This is a genomic window from Streptomyces griseofuscus (genome assembly GCF_014673495.1).
GTDB lineage: Bacteria > Actinomycetota > Actinomycetes > Streptomycetales > Streptomycetaceae > Streptomyces > Streptomyces murinus.
Genome location: NZ_CP051006.1, coordinates 1,633,887 through 1,650,757, shown reverse-complemented (window position 1 = coordinate 1,650,757; position 16,871 = coordinate 1,633,887). Strand labels below are relative to the sequence as shown.

Sequence of the window (16,871 nt, the reverse complement as noted above, 5' to 3'; positions counted from 1 at the left end):
CGGTGAGACATGGGCCCGCGCAGACATGACACGGTGGCACGCGAAGCCCCCGGGGACGTGACACGCTGCCCGTCGAAGCCGGCCCGCCCGCTTCCTAGGCTCACCGCACACCCCGCTACCGGAGGCCCCGATGAGCCGAGTGATCCGTGCCGCCCTCTTCCAGACCGCCTGGACCGGCGACAAGGAATCCATGATCCAGGTCCACGAGCAGGCGGTCCGCGACGCGGCCGCGCAGGGCGCCCAAGTCCTGTGCTTCCAGGAGCTGTTCTACGGACCCTACTTCTGCCAGGTCCAGGACAAGGCGTTCTACGACTACGCCGAGCGGATCCCCGAGGGTCCGACCGTCCAGCGCTTCCAGTCCCTCGCCCGCGCCCTCGGCATCGTGCTGATCCTGCCGATGTACGAGGAGGAGCAGCCGGGCGTCCTCTACAACACCGCCGCCGTGATCGACGCGGACGGCAGCTACCTCGGCAAGTACCGCAAGACCCACATCCCCCAGGTGCAGGGCTTCTGGGAGAAGTTCTACTTCCGCCCGGGCAACAGCGGCTGGCCCGTCTTCGACACCGCCGTCGGCAGGATCGGCGTGTACATCTGCTACGACCGCCACTTCCCCGAGGGCTGGCGGGCGCTCGGCCTCGAAGGCGCCGAGATCGTCTTCAACCCCTCGGCCACCTCCCGCGGCCTGTCCAAGTACCTGTGGCAGCTGGAGCAGCCGGCCGCGGCCGCCGCCAACGAGTACTTCGTCGGCGCGATCAACCGGGTCGGCGTGGAGGACCTGGGCGACAACGACTTCTACGGCACCACCTACTTCGTGGACCCCGAGGCCCAGTACGTCGGCGAGGTCGCCAGTGACAAGGAGACCGAACTGGTCGTCCGCGACCTGGACATGGCCAAACTCCGCGAGGTCCGCGACCGCTGGCAGTTCTACCGCGACCGCACCCCGGGCGCGTACTCGCCGCTGACAGCGCCGTAAGGCGCCCTGTCAGGGGCACGGGGCGGTACCCGATGTGCGGCTACCGCCGCGTGTGCGCGAGCAACCACAACTCACCCGCAGCCGACCACGAGAGAGGACCAAGTGACCGGCCGAAAGATCATCCGCGGTGGTCTCGTCGTCACCGCATCCGACGAGATTCACGCCGACGTCCTCATCGAGGACGGCCGCATCGCCGCCCTCGCGGCATCCGGCACCCCCGCCGCCGCCGCGCTCGGCGCCGGGCAGACCATCGACGCCACCGGGAAGTACGTCATCCCCGGCGGCGTCGACGGCCACACCCACATGGAGATGCCCTTCGGCGGCACCTACGCCTGCGACACCTTCGAGACCGGCACCCGCGCCGCCGCCTGGGGCGGTACGACCACGATCGTGGACTTCGCCATCCAGAGCGTCGGCCACACCCTGCGCGAGGGCCTGGACGCCTGGCACCAGAAGGCCGAGGGCAACTGCGCCATCGACTACGCCTTCCACATGATCGTCTCCGATGTGCACGAGGAGACGCTCAAGGAGATGGACCTGCTGGTCGAGGAGGGCGTGACCTCCTTCAAGCAGTTCATGGCCTACCCCGGGGTGTTCTACTCCGACGACGGCCAGATCCTGCGCGCCATGCAGCGTGCCGCGGGCAACGGCGGCCTGATCATGATGCACGCCGAGAACGGCATCGCCATCGACGTCCTGGTCGAACAGGCCCTCGCCCGCGGCGAGACCGACCCGCGCTACCACGGCGAGGTCCGCAGGGCCCTGCTGGAGGCCGAGGCCACCCACCGCGCCATCCGGCTCGCTCAGGTCGCGGGCGCACCGCTGTACGTCGTCCATGTCTCGGCCGCCGAGGCGCTCACCGAGCTGGCGCGGGCCCGCGACGACGGGCTGCCCGTGTTCGGCGAGACCTGCCCGCAGTACCTGTTCCTGTCCACCGACAACCTCGCCGAGCCGGACTTCGAGGGCGCCAAGTACGTGTGCTCGACGCCCCTGCGGCCCAGGGAGCACCAGGCGGCGCTCTGGCGGGGGCTGCGCACCAATGACCTCCAGGTGGTCTCCACCGACCACTGCCCGTTCTGCTTCAGCGGGCAGAAGGAGCTGGGCCGCGGCGACTTCTCCAAGATCCCCAACGGGATGCCGGGCGTGGAGAACCGCATGGACCTCCTCCACCAGGCCGTGGTCGACGGGCACATCTCCCGCCGCCGCTGGATCGAGATCGCCTGCGCCACCCCGGCGCGGATGTTCGGCCTGTACCCGAAGAAGGGCACCATCGCCCCCGGCGCCGACGCCGATGTGGTGATCTACGACCCGCACGCCGAGCAGGTGATCTCCGCCGAGACGCATCACATGAACGTCGACTACTCGGCGTACGAGGGCAGGCGGATCACCGGCCGGGTGGAGACGGTCCTCTCGCGCGGTGAGACCGTCATCGACCGGCGGGAGTACACCGGGCACGCCGGACACGGCGTCTACACCCCGCGCTCCACCTGCCAGTACCTCAACTAGGAGCAGCGCCCATGGACTTTGGACTTGTCCTCCAGACCGACCCGCCGGCCTCCCGCGTCATCGACCTGATGAAGCGGGCCGAGCACAACGGCTTCAGCCATGGCTGGACCTTCGACTCCGCCGTGCTGTGGCAGGAACCGTTCGTGATCTACAGCCAGATCCTGGCGCGGACGGAACGGCTGACGGTCGGACCGATGGTCACCAACCCGTCCACCCGCACCCCGGAGGTCACCGCCTCCACCTTCGCCACCCTCAACGACATGTTCGGCAACCGCACCGTGTGCGGCATCGGCCGCGGCGACTCCGCGATGCGCGTCGCGGGCCGCAGGCCCAACACCCTCGCCCGCATAAGCGAGGCGATCAAGGTGATCCGCGCCCTCGGCCGGGGCGACTCCGCCGACCTCGGCGGCGGCGCGGTCGTCAAGTTCCCCTGGGTCAGGCCAGGCGCCCAACTCCCCGTCTGGATGGCCGCGTACGGCCCCAAGGCGCTGAAGATGACCGGCGAGGAGGCCGACGGCTTCATCCTCCAGCTGGCCGACCTCTACCTCACCGAGTACATGGTGAAGGCCGTCAAGGACGCGGCGCAGGCGGCGGGCCGCGACCCCGACGAGGTCAGCATCTGCGTGGCGGCACCGGCGTACGTCACCGCCGACGACTCGCCCGAGGCCCTCGCCCACGCCCGCGACCAGTGCCGCTGGTTCGGCGGCATGGTCGGCAACCACGTGGCCGACCTGGTCTCCAAGTACGGCGCACACTCCGCCCAGGTACCGGAGGAACTCACCGAGTACATCAAGTCCCGGCAGGGCTACGACTACGCCCACCACGGGCGCAGCGGCAACCCCGACACCGAGTTCGTGCCCGACGAGATCGTGGACCGCTTCTGCCTCATCGGCCCGCCCGAGCGGCATATCGAGAAGCTGACCGCGCTGCGCGCCCTGGGCGTCGACCAGTTCGCGCTGTACGACATGCACGACGCGCAGGAGGCCACCATCGACGCCTACGGCAGCCAGGTGATCCCCGCCGTCAACTCCTAGCCCCACCCGTTCCGTTCACTGCCTCTCCCGGTCCCCTCGGGGGTCCGCCCCAACCCCCCCACCCCTGGTCACCCCTCCCCGCCTCCCCGCGGGGAGGGGCTGGTGCCCGCAACGGCCTTTGCCGATCCCCTCATTCCCGATTGGGGCCCGCCCATGACCGACACCGCTCCCCCGCACATACCACCATCGGCCCAGGTCACCCTCGCCGACGGCCGGGTGGAGATCGCCCCCGGCGCGCCACGGCCCAGCGGCCGCTACGCCAACGAGGACCTGCTGCCGGTCCCGGCCGGCCGGCGCACCTGGACGACGTACAACTTCTCCGCGCTGTGGGTCGGCATGGCCCACAACACCGCCTCCTGGACGCTGGCCTCCGGTCTGATCGCCGTCGGCATGGACTGGAAGCAGGCGGTGTTCACCATCGCCGTCGCCAACCTGGTCGTCCTGGTGCCGATGCTGCTGACCGGGCACGCCGGACCGAAGTACGGCATCCCCTTCCCGGTCTTCGCCCGCGCCTCCTTCGGGGTGCGCGGCGCCAACCTCCCCGCCGTCGTGCGGGCGTTGGTGGCCTGCGGCTGGTTCGGCATCCAGACCTGGATCGGCGGCGAGGCCATCTACTTCCTCGCCGGGAAGCTGATCGGCCACAGCTGGTCGGACGCCGCGCACATCGGCGGCTACGCCTGGACCATGTGGCTGTCGTTCGCCCTCTTCTGGGTGCTCCAGGTCGCCATCATCCACCGGGGCATGGAGACCATCCGCCGTTTCGAGAACTGGGCCGCGCCGTTCGTGCTGGTCGGCGCGTTCGTGATGCTGTGGTGGATGGCGTCCAAGGCGGGCGGGGTCGGGCCGCTGTTCGACCAGCCGTCCACGCTCGGCTGGGGCGGCGGGTTCTGGAAGCTGTTCTGGCCGTCCCTGATGGGCATGATCGGCTTCTGGTCCACACTGTCGCTGAACATCCCGGACTTCACCCGCTACGGCCGCAGCCAGAAGGCCCAGACCTGGGGCCAGGCACTCGGTCTGCCCACCACGATGACGCTGTTCGCGTTCCTGTCCGTGCTGGTCACCTCCGGCTCGCAGGCCGTCTACGGCAAGCCCGTCTGGGACCCGGTACAGCTGGCCGCGAAGACCGACAACGTGGTCGGTCTGCTCTACGCCCTCGTCACGGTCCTGGTGGCGACCCTCTCGGTGAACATCGCCGCCAACCTGGTCTCCCCGGCCTTCGACTTCTCCAACGTGGCGCCCAGCAAGGTGAGTTTCCGCACCGGGGCGCTGATCACCGCGGTCCTCGCCGTACTGATCTTCCCGTGGAAGCTGTACTCCGACCCGCAGGGCTACATCTTCACCTGGCTCGGCCTGGTCGGCGGGCTGCTCGGCACCGTCGCGGGCATCCTGGTGGCCGACTACTGGATCGTGCGCCGCACCCGGCTGGACCTCGCCGACCTCTACCGCACCGGCGGCCGGTACTGGTACGTGGGCGGCTGGAACTGGCGGGCGGTCCTCGCCTTCGTCGTGGGCGGTGTCCTCGCGATCGGCGGCGCGAGCCTCAAGCCGCTGTACGACGGCCGCCCGATCCCGGCCCTCGCCCCGCTCGCCGACTACGGCTGGGCGGTCGGCCTCGGCACCTCGCTGGTGCTCTACCTGGCGCTGACCCTGCTGACCGGACGACGGGAGGGGGCGGCACAGGCCGTCTGAGCGAGGGGCCGGCCGCGGTCACTCCGCGGACGGCCCCTGCGGGCACGCGTCGACCGCGGCCAGGGACTCGGCCCGGTCGAGCAGCACGGTGACCGCGCCGGTGTCCGTCTTTACGAGCAGCCGTCCGGCGTCCGTGCGCACCGGCTCGCCGCACACGTCCCCGAAGGGGGTGCGCACCAGGATCCGGGGGCCGTCCTTCTCCGGGCCGTACCAGGTGAGCGCCACCCCGGTGACGAGCATCGAGCCGCACGCGATCGTCAGCACCACCCCGCGGGTGAGGGCCCGCACCGTGCGGCGGGTCTCCATGTGGTCGCCGAGATGCAGCGCGGTGGCCGCCGCGGGGACGCCGGTCGGCAGCCGGACGCCGATGGGCGCCCCGTGCGCCGCCCGGAGCAGCAGCAGCGCGCCGAGGGTGCCGAACAGCAGGCACAGCAGCAGCGCGCCGCCCACCAGGGCGTCGTACGGAGGGGCCAGTTTCCCCACGTCGGTACGGCCTTTGATCAGACCGAAGCCGAGCAGCCCGGCGAACAGGGCCGCGAGCCCGTTGCGCCAGGCGAGCGCCGCCTCCCGGGCGCGGGCCAGCTCACCTGCGAGCAACTGTGTGGTCAGCCGGCCCGCCTCGCGGTCGGCGGGGGTCGCGGGCGGGCCCGGCTGGACGTACCAGCGCGGTGTCATCTGCGCTCCATGAGGACGTTCCAGTAGGCACCGCACCCCTTCTCCTCGGGCGGCCGCCCCGGGTGTTCGGCCGTGCACTCGCAGAGCACCGGGACATGCGCGGGGCGGGGCACCCGGCGCGGGGTGCGGAAGACCCGGTCGGTGTGCGTGTACGTGAACGCACAGCCGCAGCGGGGGCAGCGGCCGTGCAGTACGGCCACCCCGTCGTCCGCGGCCTCGATCCGAAGACCGCTCGTGTAGCGCACCGCGTAGTCGTTCCGGGTGGTCTCCACGTACGGTTCGAGGGCGTCGGGCACCGGTGCGGAGTGCGTCACCGCATCCCCTCCTTCTCGGATCCTCATGCGGGCAACAAGGCGTCCAGCATGACGAGTTCGCAGCCCCGGTGCCATGGGCGGAGCCGATCACGCCCCGAACTCGCCCGACGGGAAGGCCCGTCGGCCCCGGGGAGCGCCCGGATCGGGCGGAATCCGTCCGGGAACCGGGCGTTGTCCGGCAGGATGCCGGGAAGAGACGCGACCACCGCCCACCGGGATCGGGGGAGCGGGCACCATGGCGGCGGAGGGGATGACGCATGAGTGGAGCCGGGCCCGTACCAGTGAGCGACCGCGTCGCCGCCGCGCTCGCACGCACGGCCGAGATCTCCGTCCCGATGGACCCGGACACGTACGACGGGACACGGGGGCCGGAACTCGACGCGCTGGCCGATGAACTGGCGCGGATACAGGCGGAGTCGGAGTCGGCCCAAGGGGGAGGGGCGCGGGCCGCGCTGGTGGCGGCGCGGCTCGGCAGATGCCTCGCCCTGCGGTTCGTCCTGGCGGGCGACCCGGCGGACCGGGAGCGAGCGGTGCGCCTGCTCGACGAGGCCCGGACCGCGGCCCCGCTCGACGAGCCGGACCGGGAGGCCGCACGCCGGGACCTCGTGCTCCTGCTCGGCTCACGCCTGATGACGGCGCACCGCGGCTTCTCGACCGGGTCCGACAGCCGGTGGACCATCGACCAGCTGACGTCGATGCTGGAGGTCGGCGCCCCGCTCACGCACGGCGGTACGGGCCTGGTGGAGGACACCGGACTGCTCGTACGGCTGCTGCTCGAACGGGAGGAGGAGCAGATGCCTCCCGAACTGCGCGCCAACCTGTTGGGTCTGGGGGCACTGACCGAGGCGGTGCTGAAGGGCGACCTGGGCGCGGTCGCCGACGGGGCCCGCGGTCTCCTCGGAGCCATGCCGGACATGCGGGTGCCGGGACCGCTGCGCGCCCTGCTGCCGTCGTTGTTCGCCATGCTGGAGGACACCCTCGCGGGGCTCCCGCCCGAGGCGCGGGGGATCGTCCCCGCACCGGACGGCGACCCCGCGGACCCCGACGAGGAGGCGGAGCAGCGGCACACCCGCATCCGGTTCCTCGCCCTGGCCGAGGTGATGTCACCCGAGACCCTCGCACCAGAGGAACTGCCCGAGCTGCTGGCCGAGTTGACCGGCACGCGGGATCCCGTGACGGGCGCGGAGACCCGCGCACCCCTCCAGTCCCGGATGATCGCCGCCCTCCTCCACACCACCCTCGCCGCACGCTCCGGGGACATGGAGGGGTTCAGGGAAGCACTCCGGCTGATGCACGAGGCGTACACCGACGGCGAACTCGACAGCCGCACCCACCGCGAATGGCTGCGCACCGTCGTGCCCGGAGTGCTGGCCGCGGCCTTTCTCACCGGGGGCAGCCTCCAGGACGAGGACATGTCCCGGACCCTGCTCGAAGCCCAGTGCTGGGACGAGGACCCGGAGGACGGCAATCTGGCGGCGAGCCTGCGCATGTGCGGGGAGGTCACCCGGCTTCAGGGGAGGCTGACGGCCGCCCTGGACAGCGGTGACGGCGACGCGGTCGAGGACATCATCGAAGCGCTGTGCGAACTGGAGCTGGACGAGGCCTTCGAAGGCGCCGAGGAATGGACCGGAGTGCTGGCCGGCTTCGTGCTCGGCTACGCCTATCTGGGCCGCGTGGTGCTCGCCGCCTCGGCCGAGGACCGGACGGAACATCTGCGGGCGGCCGCCCATCACCTCCAGCGGGCCGTGGAGACCTCCGTGGACGTGCCCGTCCTGCGCGGCCTCCTCGACAGCAGCTGGGCCGGGCTGATCGCGCTGACCGCGATCGCCGAGTCGGATCCCAGCCGGATCGCCGAGGGCGTGCGGCGCACCAGGAAGGCCCTGGACAACCCCGGCTTCACCCCTGGCGTACGCCCCTGGGCGCGCGGCGGCATCGCCATCGCCCTGGACACCCTGCACCAGCTGACCGGGGACCCCGAACCGCTGGACGAGGCGATCGCGGAGCTGACCCAGGGCCTGGCGGAACTGCCCGACGGCATGCCCAACGGCGCCCGCCTCACCTGGGACCTGGCCGCGCTCCGGGCGAAGCGCGCCACCCTCGGGCCGGGCGAGGCCGACGCCGGGGAACTGCGTGCGGCCGTCGGCCTCGCCCGTGCCTCGCTCCGGCTCGCCGCCGACGACGTACTGCTCCAGCAGGGCACCCACCGCGGACTGCGCATCGCGCGCGGGGCGGCCGACCGGGGCCGCAGCGCGGCCTTCTGGGCGCTGCGCGCCGGGCTCACCGAGGAGGCGATGGCGTGTCTGGAGGAGGGCCGCTCCCTGGTGCTCGGCGCGGCGGCCGTCGCGGCGGGCGTCGCCGACCGCCTGGCGGCCCTGGGCGAGACCCGGCTCGCCGAGCGCTGGCGCGCCGCCGCCGACGAATCCCCGGACCGGGCCGACGACCGCTCCCTGCTGGAACTGTCGGCCGCGGGCACCGGCCTGCCCGGCGTCCTGCGGGACCGCTCCCCGCTGGAGGTGCTGGCCGCGGCGGGCGCGGGCACCCCCGGTCTCCCCGGCGACCTGCGCCGCCGCTCCCTGGAAGCGCTGCGCGGCCAGGGCGATGACACCGACGCGCAGTCGGTGCCCGTCGCCGGGAGCGATCTGCGCGCCGGGCTGGCGAAGGCGGGTGCGGACGCGCTGCTGTACCTGGTCCCCGGCGTCGACGGCACGGACGGTGCCGTCCTGGTCGTCACCCGCGACGGCCCCGCCGAGGCCCTGCCCCTGCCCGCCCTCGCCCCCGCCGGGCGCGCGCCCGTGGCGGAGTACCTGGAGGCCGGTGCGCACCGGCAGCGCATGGAGACCGCCGCCCTCGACACCCCCGACACCGTCAATCCGAGGGACACCGGGCGCGCCGAGCGGCGCTGGCTCGGCGCGCTGGACGGGATGTGCGGGTGGGCGGGCGAGGTGCTGGGTCCCGTACTGGACCACCTCGGGGTCTGGGACCGCGCCCTCGGGGAGGCGGGTCTGCTCGGGGCCTTGGACGGTGCGTCCGGAGGGGCCTCTGGCGAGGCCGGCGGGATCGTCGGCGGTGCCGGTCAGGCCGTCGGTGCCGACGACACCCGGGCCGTACGGCTCGTCCTCGTGCCCTGCGGTGAACTCGGGGTCGTGCCCTGGCAGGCGGCCGTCCTCACCCCGCCCGCCGTGTACGACGTGCCGCGTCCCGTACGGGCCTGCGAGGTCGCCGTCCTCACGCACGCCGCGTCCGGCCGGGAGTTCCTGCGCGCCGCCGCCCGCCGCCGTATGCCGCCCGCCGAGCGCCCGGCCCTGGTGTTCCACGGCACGGACGACCTGGAGTGGGCCGAGGACGAGATCGAGACGCTGGCCGAGGTCCACTACCCGCACGCCGTCATCCACCGCCCCGACGAGGACCCCGCCACCCCCGAGACGGTCCTCGCCCTGCTCGGCGGCCGGGCCGACAGCCCCGCCTCCCTGGTGCACATCGCCTGCCACGGGCTCGCCGGCCCCGACCCGACCCGGTCCGCCCTCCATCTGGCCGCGCCGGCCGGAGCGGCCACCGGTGGGGCCCTCACCCTGAGCACCTTGCTGGAGACGCCCGCCGAGGGCGACGCCTTCCGCTCGGCCGGGCCGCTGGTCGTGTGCGGCGGCTGCGAGACGGACCTCACCACCCGCGATCACGACGAGGCCCTGACCGTCACCTCGGTCATGGTGCACCGGCTGGCCGCCGACGCCGTCGGCTCCCGCTGGAAGGTCGACGACATGCGCTCCGAGGTGCTCATGCTCGTCTTGCACGACGCGCTCGCCCGGGGCCTCGCCCCGCCTGACGCGCTGCGCGCCGCCCAGCGCTGGATGCTCACCGCGCCCGGCGAACGGCCGCCCGTGCGCGCCCTGAAGCATGTCTCCGCCCGCCGCCTCGCCGAGGACTTCCAAGGCCGGCCCGACACCTGGGCGGCCTTCGTCCACCACGGCAACCCCGCACCGGCGGCGCGTTCCGCCCGGCCCGAAGAAGGAGAGCGCGTATGACGTCGGAGGAGCTGCTCCGGCTCCTGGAGAACCACTGGACCACCGTCATCACCGGCCTCGACGACGACGACCTGGACCTGCTCTCGCGCACCCTGCGGGAGATGAAGGAGGAGACCGCGGCCGGGAACCCGCCGGGCGTCGCACGCGCCGTGCGCAGGCTGCGCCGAACGCTGTCCGCGCTGCCGCCCGACCACCCGGTGTCCGAGGCCCTCGGCGGCCACCGCTACGCCGGGGGCCCCCGCGAACTGCCCAGCCTCGCCACGATGGACGCCGTGCTCCAGGTGCTCGGCACCCCGCCGCCCGACCCCGCCGAACTGCTGCGGGCGGCCCGCCGACGGCTGCTCGCCGCGCCGGCGCTGACCGAGGACGAGCATCCCGAGCTGCGCGGCGGCCCGGACGCACCCGCCGGTCTGATCAGGCTGCGCGACCCGGAGCGCGGCATCCGCTGCCCGGGCTTCCAGTTCCGGGCCGGCACGGTCGAACCGCTGCCCGTCGTACGCCGGATCAATGAACTCCTGCGGGCGGACCAGGACCCCTGGGGGGCAGCCGACTGGTGGCTGGGCGGCAATCGCTGGCTGGGCGGTGTTCCCGCGGACCTGCTCGGCGTGCTGCCCGACGAACAGCTGGAGCGTGCCGCGGCCGAACTGGTGAGGGCGCTCTGATGGTCGGCCAACTCCCTCCCCAGGACGCCGTGATGACGCCGGTGGTCACCGTGGTGAGGGCGGGCACCGTCGTCTGGCGGTGCCACGAGGAGCAGCACGCGCCCGCCGAGTTCAACCCGAGCGTGGCTCACGAGTTCTTCAAGGGCAGCCGTTTCGATCCCACCGAGAAGGATCCCTACCCCTACCTCTACGCGGCCCTCGATCCGGTCACCGCACTGTCCGAAGTGCTGCTGCGATCCGTCGAGTTCAGCGACGGAAGCGGGGTGCGGCAGATCCCGTGGGCGCAGGCCTCCCGGTACGTCCTGTCGGCGGTCCGCACCACGGCCGACCTGACCCTGGTGGACCTCACGACCGCCGAGGGGCTGGCCGCCGTATGGCAGGACGGCTGGCTGATCGACACCGACGACTACGCGGGCACCCGCTACTGGGTCCGGGTGATCCGGGAGCGCGACAGCGCGGTACAGGGCCTGTGGTGGACGTCCAAGCGGTGCAGGCCGCGCCCGGCGCTCCAGCTGTTCCAGGACCGCTGTCCGGCCGCCCCGCTCGACCCCCGCCCGCAGGACCGGCTCCGGCTGGCGTCGAAGCAGGACGCGCGCAGGGTCAACAAGCTGCTGGCACCGCTGCACGCGGTCATCTCCGCGCGGGAGGAGTGAACGCGGGCCCCGCACGGGCGAAGGCCCCGACCCGGATCAGCGGGGTCGGGGCCTTCGTCTGCTCGGCCCAATGGGCCTGATTCCTGCGGTCGTTCAGCGATCCCGGGCGGCCTCGCGGCGGGCCGAGGACGGCAGCAGCGGCCAGTTGCGGGACAGCCGCATCGCCGACTCCGTCACGGCCGGGTCCTTCGACGCCGTCATGACCTCCCCCAGATACCGGGCGGCGGCGGCCTCGTACAACTGGCGGGCGGAGGCCATCCGTTCGTTCGCGGCCTCCCTGCGGGCCCGCTGGCGGTCCTCGGCCGTCTCCTGCGCGGCCCGGGCCCGCTCGGTGACCGCGATGCTCTCCTCGTGCCGCCGCAGCAGCCCGGTACGCCGCTCCAGCGCCGTACGGAAGGCGTCGAGGAAGGGGTGCTCACGGAACAGACCGAGCAGGAAGCCGACCCCGCCCGAGAGCAGCAGCAGCGCGCAGAACAGCCAGGTCACCGTCTGGCTCGACAGATGCAGCCGGTCCACCAGGGTCGTGGTGTCCGCGCCGGAACCACCGATCCCGCGGAAACCGGCGGCCCCCGCGGCCGGGGCCGGACTGTCGTGCTGGGTCACGAACTTGGCGCGCAGCAGGCCCAGCCCCCAGGTCAGACCGCCCCACACACCGAGCAGCGACACCGCGGGCAGCCAGCCGAGGCGCGGCGAGCCCGTCGCCGAACGCCACCGCAGCATGAGCCCCGACAGGTGCGGCAGGATCAGCATGATCACGGCGGACGAGAGCGCGAGGGCACCGGACATGAAGTCCCCACCGGTGCTGCCGACGCCGTGGAAGGGCTGGTACGCGACCCAGTAGATCGGCACCTCGACCGCCATGATCACGGCGAGCAGCGCCCAGGTCATCCACCGGGGCAGCCCGGGGCGGGTCTGGAGCCCCTCCCAGCCGTAGCTCGACGCGGTGTCGCGGGCCTCGGCGCTCGCGGCACGGTACACGTCCCGCAGCGCCGCGGCGGCGGTGTCGTCCGGGGCGCCGGTGGTGGTCACCGACTGCCAGTCGTCGCCCGGATCGGCCCCCGTGTCCTTGGCCCCCGCCGCCTGCTCAGGTCCGTCCTCCCGGAGGCCGCCCTCCGCCGGGTCGCCGGAGCCGGTGGCCGGTGGCCGGGCGGCCTCCGGGAAGCGGGCCTGGAGCCAGCGCTCCTCCACCCGCTCGCGCAGACTGTCCCGGAAGCGGAGCCAGCGGGCCGACCGGGCGGCCAGCAGATCGAGCTGGCGGCGGGCCGTCTCGATCTCCTGCTCCACCTCGCGCAGCCGCTCGTCCAGGATCCTGGTCTCGATCTCCCCGGCGGTCACCTCGGAGCCCGCCCGGGCGTCCAGCAGCCGGGCCGCCTCCTCCCGCAGGTTCAGCTCCTCCTCGATCCGGTGGACGACGACGTCCCGTACGGACGCCAGTTCCGCGAAGTACGGCACCCGGTCGCCGCTGTTGAGCACCCATGGATCGAGCGTCTTGCGGCGCGCGTCCTGCCGGCCCCGCTTCCGGGCGTCCTGGAGGAGGTCGCGTTCGCCCCGGTCGCCGATGACCAGCGGCAGCCGGCTGGTGTGCGCGGCGCCCGCGGCGGGGCCCGGACGGGTTCCGGTGCCCGGCTGGGCGGTGCGGCCGGTGAACGGCAGATAGCGGGCTATCCGCCGCCGGCGCGGCTGCGGTTCCTCAGCCCCGGTACTTGTCGTCGACATGCGCCTTGGCCCTCCCCTCGAGCGCCTCGGTCCAGAAGGAGTCGAAGTCGGCGGCCTCGCTGGGCTTCGCCTTGTACTGCATGCCGAGCCCGACCGGGAAGACGTCCATCCCCTTGATGCCGGGCATGCCGCGCTTGTCCACCAGCGAGTCGATGACCTTGGCGCGCGCGGTCTTGGTGGTGATGTCCTGCCGCGACAGATGGAACTCCGGGTCGGCCTGGTCGAAGTCGCTCACCACGAGGAGCTTCGGCGTCGGGCCGCCGGTGGGGACGGCCTCCCCGATACGGGTCAGCGCCCCCCATACGTCCGAACCGTTCTGCGTGCGCGCGCACTTGAGTTCGGCGAGGGCCGCGACGGCGGCGTCCCGCTGGGCGTCGGCGCGCTGCGTCTTCTGGTCGGTGGTCGCGTCGTGCGGCGGGTCGAGGTCCACCTCGTCCTGCCGGCAGGACGAGCTGCGCGAGGAACGGGTGACGGGGGCGAAGTCGAGGGTCCCGCACTTCTGGTCGGTGAGGAACCCGCCGAGGGTGTCCTTCAGCTTGGACTCCGAGTCGAATCCCTCCTTCGCCGCGGCGGCCGACCCCGAACCGTCGATGACCAGGCCGCAGGGCGTGGTGAGGGCTTCCTCCTGCTTGCTGCACGAGACGAGGGCGCCGAGCGCGCACACCAGGGGGACGAGGACCGCGAGCCGGCGGGCGGCGCGGACGGTGGACCGGCGACCGGCCCGGGCCGAGTGCTGCACGATGATGTTCCTTGGCCTTCCTGGAAGTCGATGAGCGGTGATCACCTGCGGCTGCCCTTCGGGGCATCGCCCTGCCGCGTCCGATCCGGACGGCCGCGCGCGGACTGGTGGTCGAGAATGTGCAGGGCCTGGGCGACCGCCGAGGGATCGGTGTCCCGCCCCGGCGCGTCCGGGACGTACCAGCGGTCGCTGAGCAGCCCGTCGTCGAGATGGGCCCAGGTGCCGTCCAGGGTGATTTTTCCGGGCAGCCAGCCCGTGGGCCGCCGTCCGCCCGCCCGGTCGCCCCGGCGGGCGCGGACCCAGGCGGCGTCCCAGTAGCAGGCGATCAACTGATTGGCCTCATCGGTGAGTTGCTGGGCCTGCTGGCGGCAGACCGAGGCGGCCGAGCGCCACTCCGCGACCCACTCGCCGAACCGGGCGAGCGCGGCCGGAGTCGGTTCCCCGCGCTCGGTGTACTGGTTCACCACCCGCACCGACTCGCTCTGGATCCGGATGTGCAGCGCGCGATGCGCCGCCAGGGTGCGGGAGCGCAGCCGCGCGGTGCTGTGCCGCACCTGCGCGTGCAGACCGAGGACGTAGGGCGGCAGATCCTCGTCCGAGGGCGCGCCCCCGGCGTAGGCGCCCGCCAGCATCTCCCGCAGCCCGTCCGCGTCCCGGCGGCCGTGGAACCGGGCACGCAGCGAGGAGAGGGGACCGGCTCTCCGTCGCTGGACCCGGACATTTATTCGACCTTTGTTGATCATTTCGAAGATCCCCCATTCCTCGCGCGGTCCGGGTTGGGAAGTCGCTGCGATGGGGGAGAGAGTAGCGGAGCAAAACCCCTGCCGGGACAGGGATTTCAAGGAACTCGATCTCTGTCTTCGGGAGTTCCGGAAAACAACCGGATCCCGCCCGGCGGACAGCCGGAGGAAGGCCTTCCGGCAATTGCGGGCGCGGCTTCGCGCGCTGGATACTCGCTGCCGGTACGAGGAGGAGATGCCGTGGAAATACGCCTCGACGGGACCCATTACCCGTTGGAGACGCTGGGCCCGGGAAGGCGGCTCGGCATCTGGTTCCAGGGCTGCACGCTGGCCTGCGCCGGATGCATGTCCCGGCACACCTGGGACCCGGCGGCCGGGGTGCCCACCACCGTCTCCGAGGTGCTCGCGCTCTGGCGGGAGGCCCTTGCCGAGGGGACGGACGGCCTCACGGTCAGCGGCGGCGAGCCCCTCCAGCAGGCGGCGGCGCTCGCCGAACTCCTCACGGGAGCCGCACGGTTGAGGGACGAGGCCCGGCGGCACGAGGGGAGCGCCGGGCCCCGTACCCCCGACCTGCTGGTGTACACGGGTTACGAGCAGGAGGAGTTGACGCCCGAGCGGCGGCTGGCCCTCAGCGGCGCGGACGCCGTGATCACCGGCCGGTTCCGGGTCGCGGAGCCCACCCGGCTGCTCTGGCGCGGCTCGGCCAACCAGCGGATCGAGGCCCTGACCCCGCGCGGCGCCGCCCGCTACGCCCCCTACCTGGACCGGGAGTCGACCGGCCGGCGCCTTCAGCTGAGCGGCGGCGACGGCCGGGAGCTGCGGCTGTACGGGGTGCCGCTGCGCGGGGAACTCGCCGAGATGGAACGCCTGCTCAAGCGGGGCGGGGTCGCCATCACCGAGCGGAGCTGGCGGCCATGAGCAACCGGGCGTGGCCCTCGTCGGGCGTGACCATCAGCACCGACCAGGAGGGGTCCCGGCGCAGCTCCTGCCCGAGCGCGCCGAGCAGCGCGCGCGCCGCGGTCGGCACGGACAGCCCGCCCCGGCCGGTACCCATCAGCGGGAAGCAGATCGAGGACATCGGCAGTGCCAGGAACTCGGCCTCCTGGCGGGCCAGTTCGAAGGAGGCGCGCACCGCCTCCGCCAGTACGGCGGGGGTCACGTGATAGCGCTCGCCATTGCCGACCGGGGCCGCGATCGCCGCGTGGTGGATGCGCCGTACCCCCTGCGCGGCCAGCGCGCCGGACGACGTGGCCACGACGGTGCCCGGCCGCACGGGCACGCCCGGCCGCTCGTGCGTCCGCAGCCACACCCCCAGTTCGCGGGCGAGGACGTCGTCCACGATCTCGCCCGAGGCGTCCCGCAGCGCGGCGGCACGGCGCAGCGCCCCGGACACCGTGGAGCGGAAGGTCTTGGACATCTCCAGGAACGTGTTCTCCGAGGAGACCAGGATGTCCACGTCCCGCACCAGCTCGATCGGGCACGTCCGGACCGTGATCCGGCCCGCCGGCGCGGCGGCGCCCGGCCGGACGACCGGGGGCCGGGCCGGGACACCGGCAGCGGGTATCGCCCGCCCGGGCGGTGCCGTCGGCGGCAGGGTCGCCGGCTCCCGCGGGACGAGCGTCCAGGGGTCGCCGGTCACCGGCCCGGCCGCCTCCCTCACCCGCCCCTCCCGGGCCACCGCCAGGACCGCCGCCGCGAGTTCGGCGATGACTTGGCGCTCCTGGCTCTTGCGGAAGCGCTCGGTGGTCACCCCGTAGACCCCTGCCGCGGCCTTGCGCCGGTCGGTGCCGGGGACCCCGCGACGGGCCGGGAAGATCCCGAAGGAGTGGGCGGCCGCGCGGGCCAGCGGATCGCTGGAGTCGTCGTCCCGCACCGGGTGCCCGCCGGCCAGCCGGCGCACCGCCGCGCCCAAAAGCTCCTCGATGCCGCTCTGCTCGTCCTGCTCCCCGCCGCACAGACCGGCCGCTTCCGCCGCCTCGCGCAGCGCTTCCCGGGGGCAGTGGCGCAGCCCGGGCAGACCGCGGCGCCTCACTTCCCGGAGTTCTTCCACAAGGCTTTCGTGCGCGGGCAACGGGTGCATGGGGCACATCGTAGACCCGGCGGATTGCCCGTTGAAGTTGCCGGAAACTCCCCTTACCGGGCTGGGATTTC

At 73.1% G+C, this 16,871-nt stretch carries 14 protein-coding genes; 8 read left to right on the top strand and 6 right to left on the bottom strand.

The features are described from left to right. Positions 1-130 precede the first annotated feature (130 nt). The 4 genes from HEP81_RS07215 to HEP81_RS07200 all read left to right on the top strand — a co-directional run bounded on the left by HEP81_RS07215 (position 131) and on the right by HEP81_RS07200 (position 5,202). Positions 131-973 (top strand): nitrilase-related carbon-nitrogen hydrolase, encoded by an 843-nt coding sequence (locus HEP81_RS07215; RefSeq protein WP_037659500.1) that lies wholly within the window; start codon positions 131-133, stop codon positions 971-973. Positions 974-1,075: 102 nt separating this feature from the next. Next, positions 1,076-2,479: a dihydropyrimidinase gene (gene hydA / locus HEP81_RS07210; protein WP_037659501.1), complete on the top strand. Its 1,404-nt coding sequence runs from the start codon at positions 1,076-1,078 to the stop codon at positions 2,477-2,479. Positions 2,480-2,490: 11 nt separating this feature from the next. Further along, complete coding sequence (locus HEP81_RS07205) at positions 2,491-3,513, top strand: TIGR03842 family LLM class F420-dependent oxidoreductase (RefSeq protein WP_037659503.1); 1,023 nt, start codon at positions 2,491-2,493, stop codon at positions 3,511-3,513. Positions 3,514-3,666: 153 nt separating this feature from the next. Further along, positions 3,667-5,202, top strand: a complete 1,536-nt coding sequence (locus HEP81_RS07200; protein WP_037659505.1) for an NCS1 family nucleobase:cation symporter-1 — start codon at positions 3,667-3,669, stop codon at positions 5,200-5,202. 18 nt (positions 5,203-5,220) lie between these two features. Here the strand turns inward: HEP81_RS07200 and HEP81_RS07195 are convergent, their stop codons facing one another. Continuing rightward, a complete protein-coding gene (locus HEP81_RS07195) occupies positions 5,221-5,877 on the bottom strand; it encodes a hypothetical protein (protein ID WP_037659506.1) in 657 nt (218 codons plus the stop codon). Continuing rightward, positions 5,874-6,191 carry a hypothetical protein gene (locus HEP81_RS07190; RefSeq protein ID WP_243279304.1) on the bottom strand — a complete coding sequence of 106 codons (318 nt, stop codon included), beginning with the start codon at positions 6,189-6,191 and terminating at the stop codon, positions 5,874-5,876. Before HEP81_RS07190 ends, HEP81_RS07195 begins: the two co-directional genes overlap by 4 nt. A gap of 281 nt (positions 6,192-6,472) precedes the next feature. Here HEP81_RS07190 and HEP81_RS07185 point away from each other — a divergent pair, with 281 nt between their 5' ends. The 3 genes from HEP81_RS07185 to HEP81_RS07175 are packed head-to-tail and all read left to right on the top strand — an operon-like array spanning position 6,473 to position 11,525. Next, complete coding sequence (locus HEP81_RS07185; RefSeq protein WP_037659509.1) at positions 6,473-10,210, top strand: CHAT domain-containing protein; 3,738 nt, start codon at positions 6,473-6,475, stop codon at positions 10,208-10,210. Then, the gene (locus tag HEP81_RS07180; RefSeq protein ID WP_037659510.1) at positions 10,207-10,872 is read left to right on the top strand and encodes a hypothetical protein; all 666 of its coding nucleotides are present in this window, start codon (positions 10,207-10,209) and stop codon (positions 10,870-10,872) included. Before HEP81_RS07185 ends, HEP81_RS07180 begins: the two co-directional genes overlap by 4 nt. A gap of 32 nt (positions 10,873-10,904) precedes the next feature. Next, positions 10,905-11,525, top strand: coding sequence for an RES family NAD+ phosphorylase (locus HEP81_RS07175; RefSeq protein WP_037659564.1), 621 nt, complete (start codon positions 10,905-10,907; stop codon positions 11,523-11,525). A gap of 93 nt (positions 11,526-11,618) precedes the next feature. Here the strand turns inward: HEP81_RS07175 and HEP81_RS07170 are convergent, their stop codons facing one another. Genes HEP81_RS07170 through HEP81_RS07160 form a run of 3 tightly spaced genes read right to left on the bottom strand, consistent with a single transcriptional unit; the run spans position 11,619 to position 14,723 of the window. Then, positions 11,619-13,241: a hypothetical protein gene (locus HEP81_RS07170; protein WP_051850414.1), complete on the bottom strand. Its 1,623-nt coding sequence runs from the start codon at positions 13,239-13,241 to the stop codon at positions 11,619-11,621. Continuing rightward, entirely contained in the window at positions 13,216-13,980 is a 765-nt protein-coding gene (locus HEP81_RS07165; RefSeq protein WP_051850415.1) for a hypothetical protein, read from the bottom strand. The genes HEP81_RS07170 and HEP81_RS07165 overlap by 26 nt, the downstream gene beginning before the upstream one ends. A 41-nt stretch (positions 13,981-14,021) precedes the next feature. Beyond that, complete coding sequence (locus HEP81_RS07160; RefSeq protein WP_243279303.1) at positions 14,022-14,723, bottom strand: hypothetical protein; 702 nt, start codon at positions 14,721-14,723, stop codon at positions 14,022-14,024. A gap of 237 nt (positions 14,724-14,960) precedes the next feature. Between HEP81_RS07160 and HEP81_RS41335 the strand changes: the two genes are divergently transcribed. Beyond that, positions 14,961-15,638 (top strand): 4Fe-4S single cluster domain-containing protein, encoded by a 678-nt coding sequence (locus tag HEP81_RS41335; protein ID WP_037659513.1) that lies wholly within the window; start codon positions 14,961-14,963, stop codon positions 15,636-15,638. Here HEP81_RS41335 and HEP81_RS07150 read toward each other — a convergent pair. Further along, positions 15,613-16,800, bottom strand: a complete 1,188-nt coding sequence (locus HEP81_RS07150) for a macro domain-containing protein (RefSeq protein ID WP_051850417.1) — start codon at positions 16,798-16,800, stop codon at positions 15,613-15,615. The genes HEP81_RS41335 and HEP81_RS07150 overlap by 26 nt on opposite strands. Positions 16,801-16,871 lie beyond the last annotated feature (71 nt).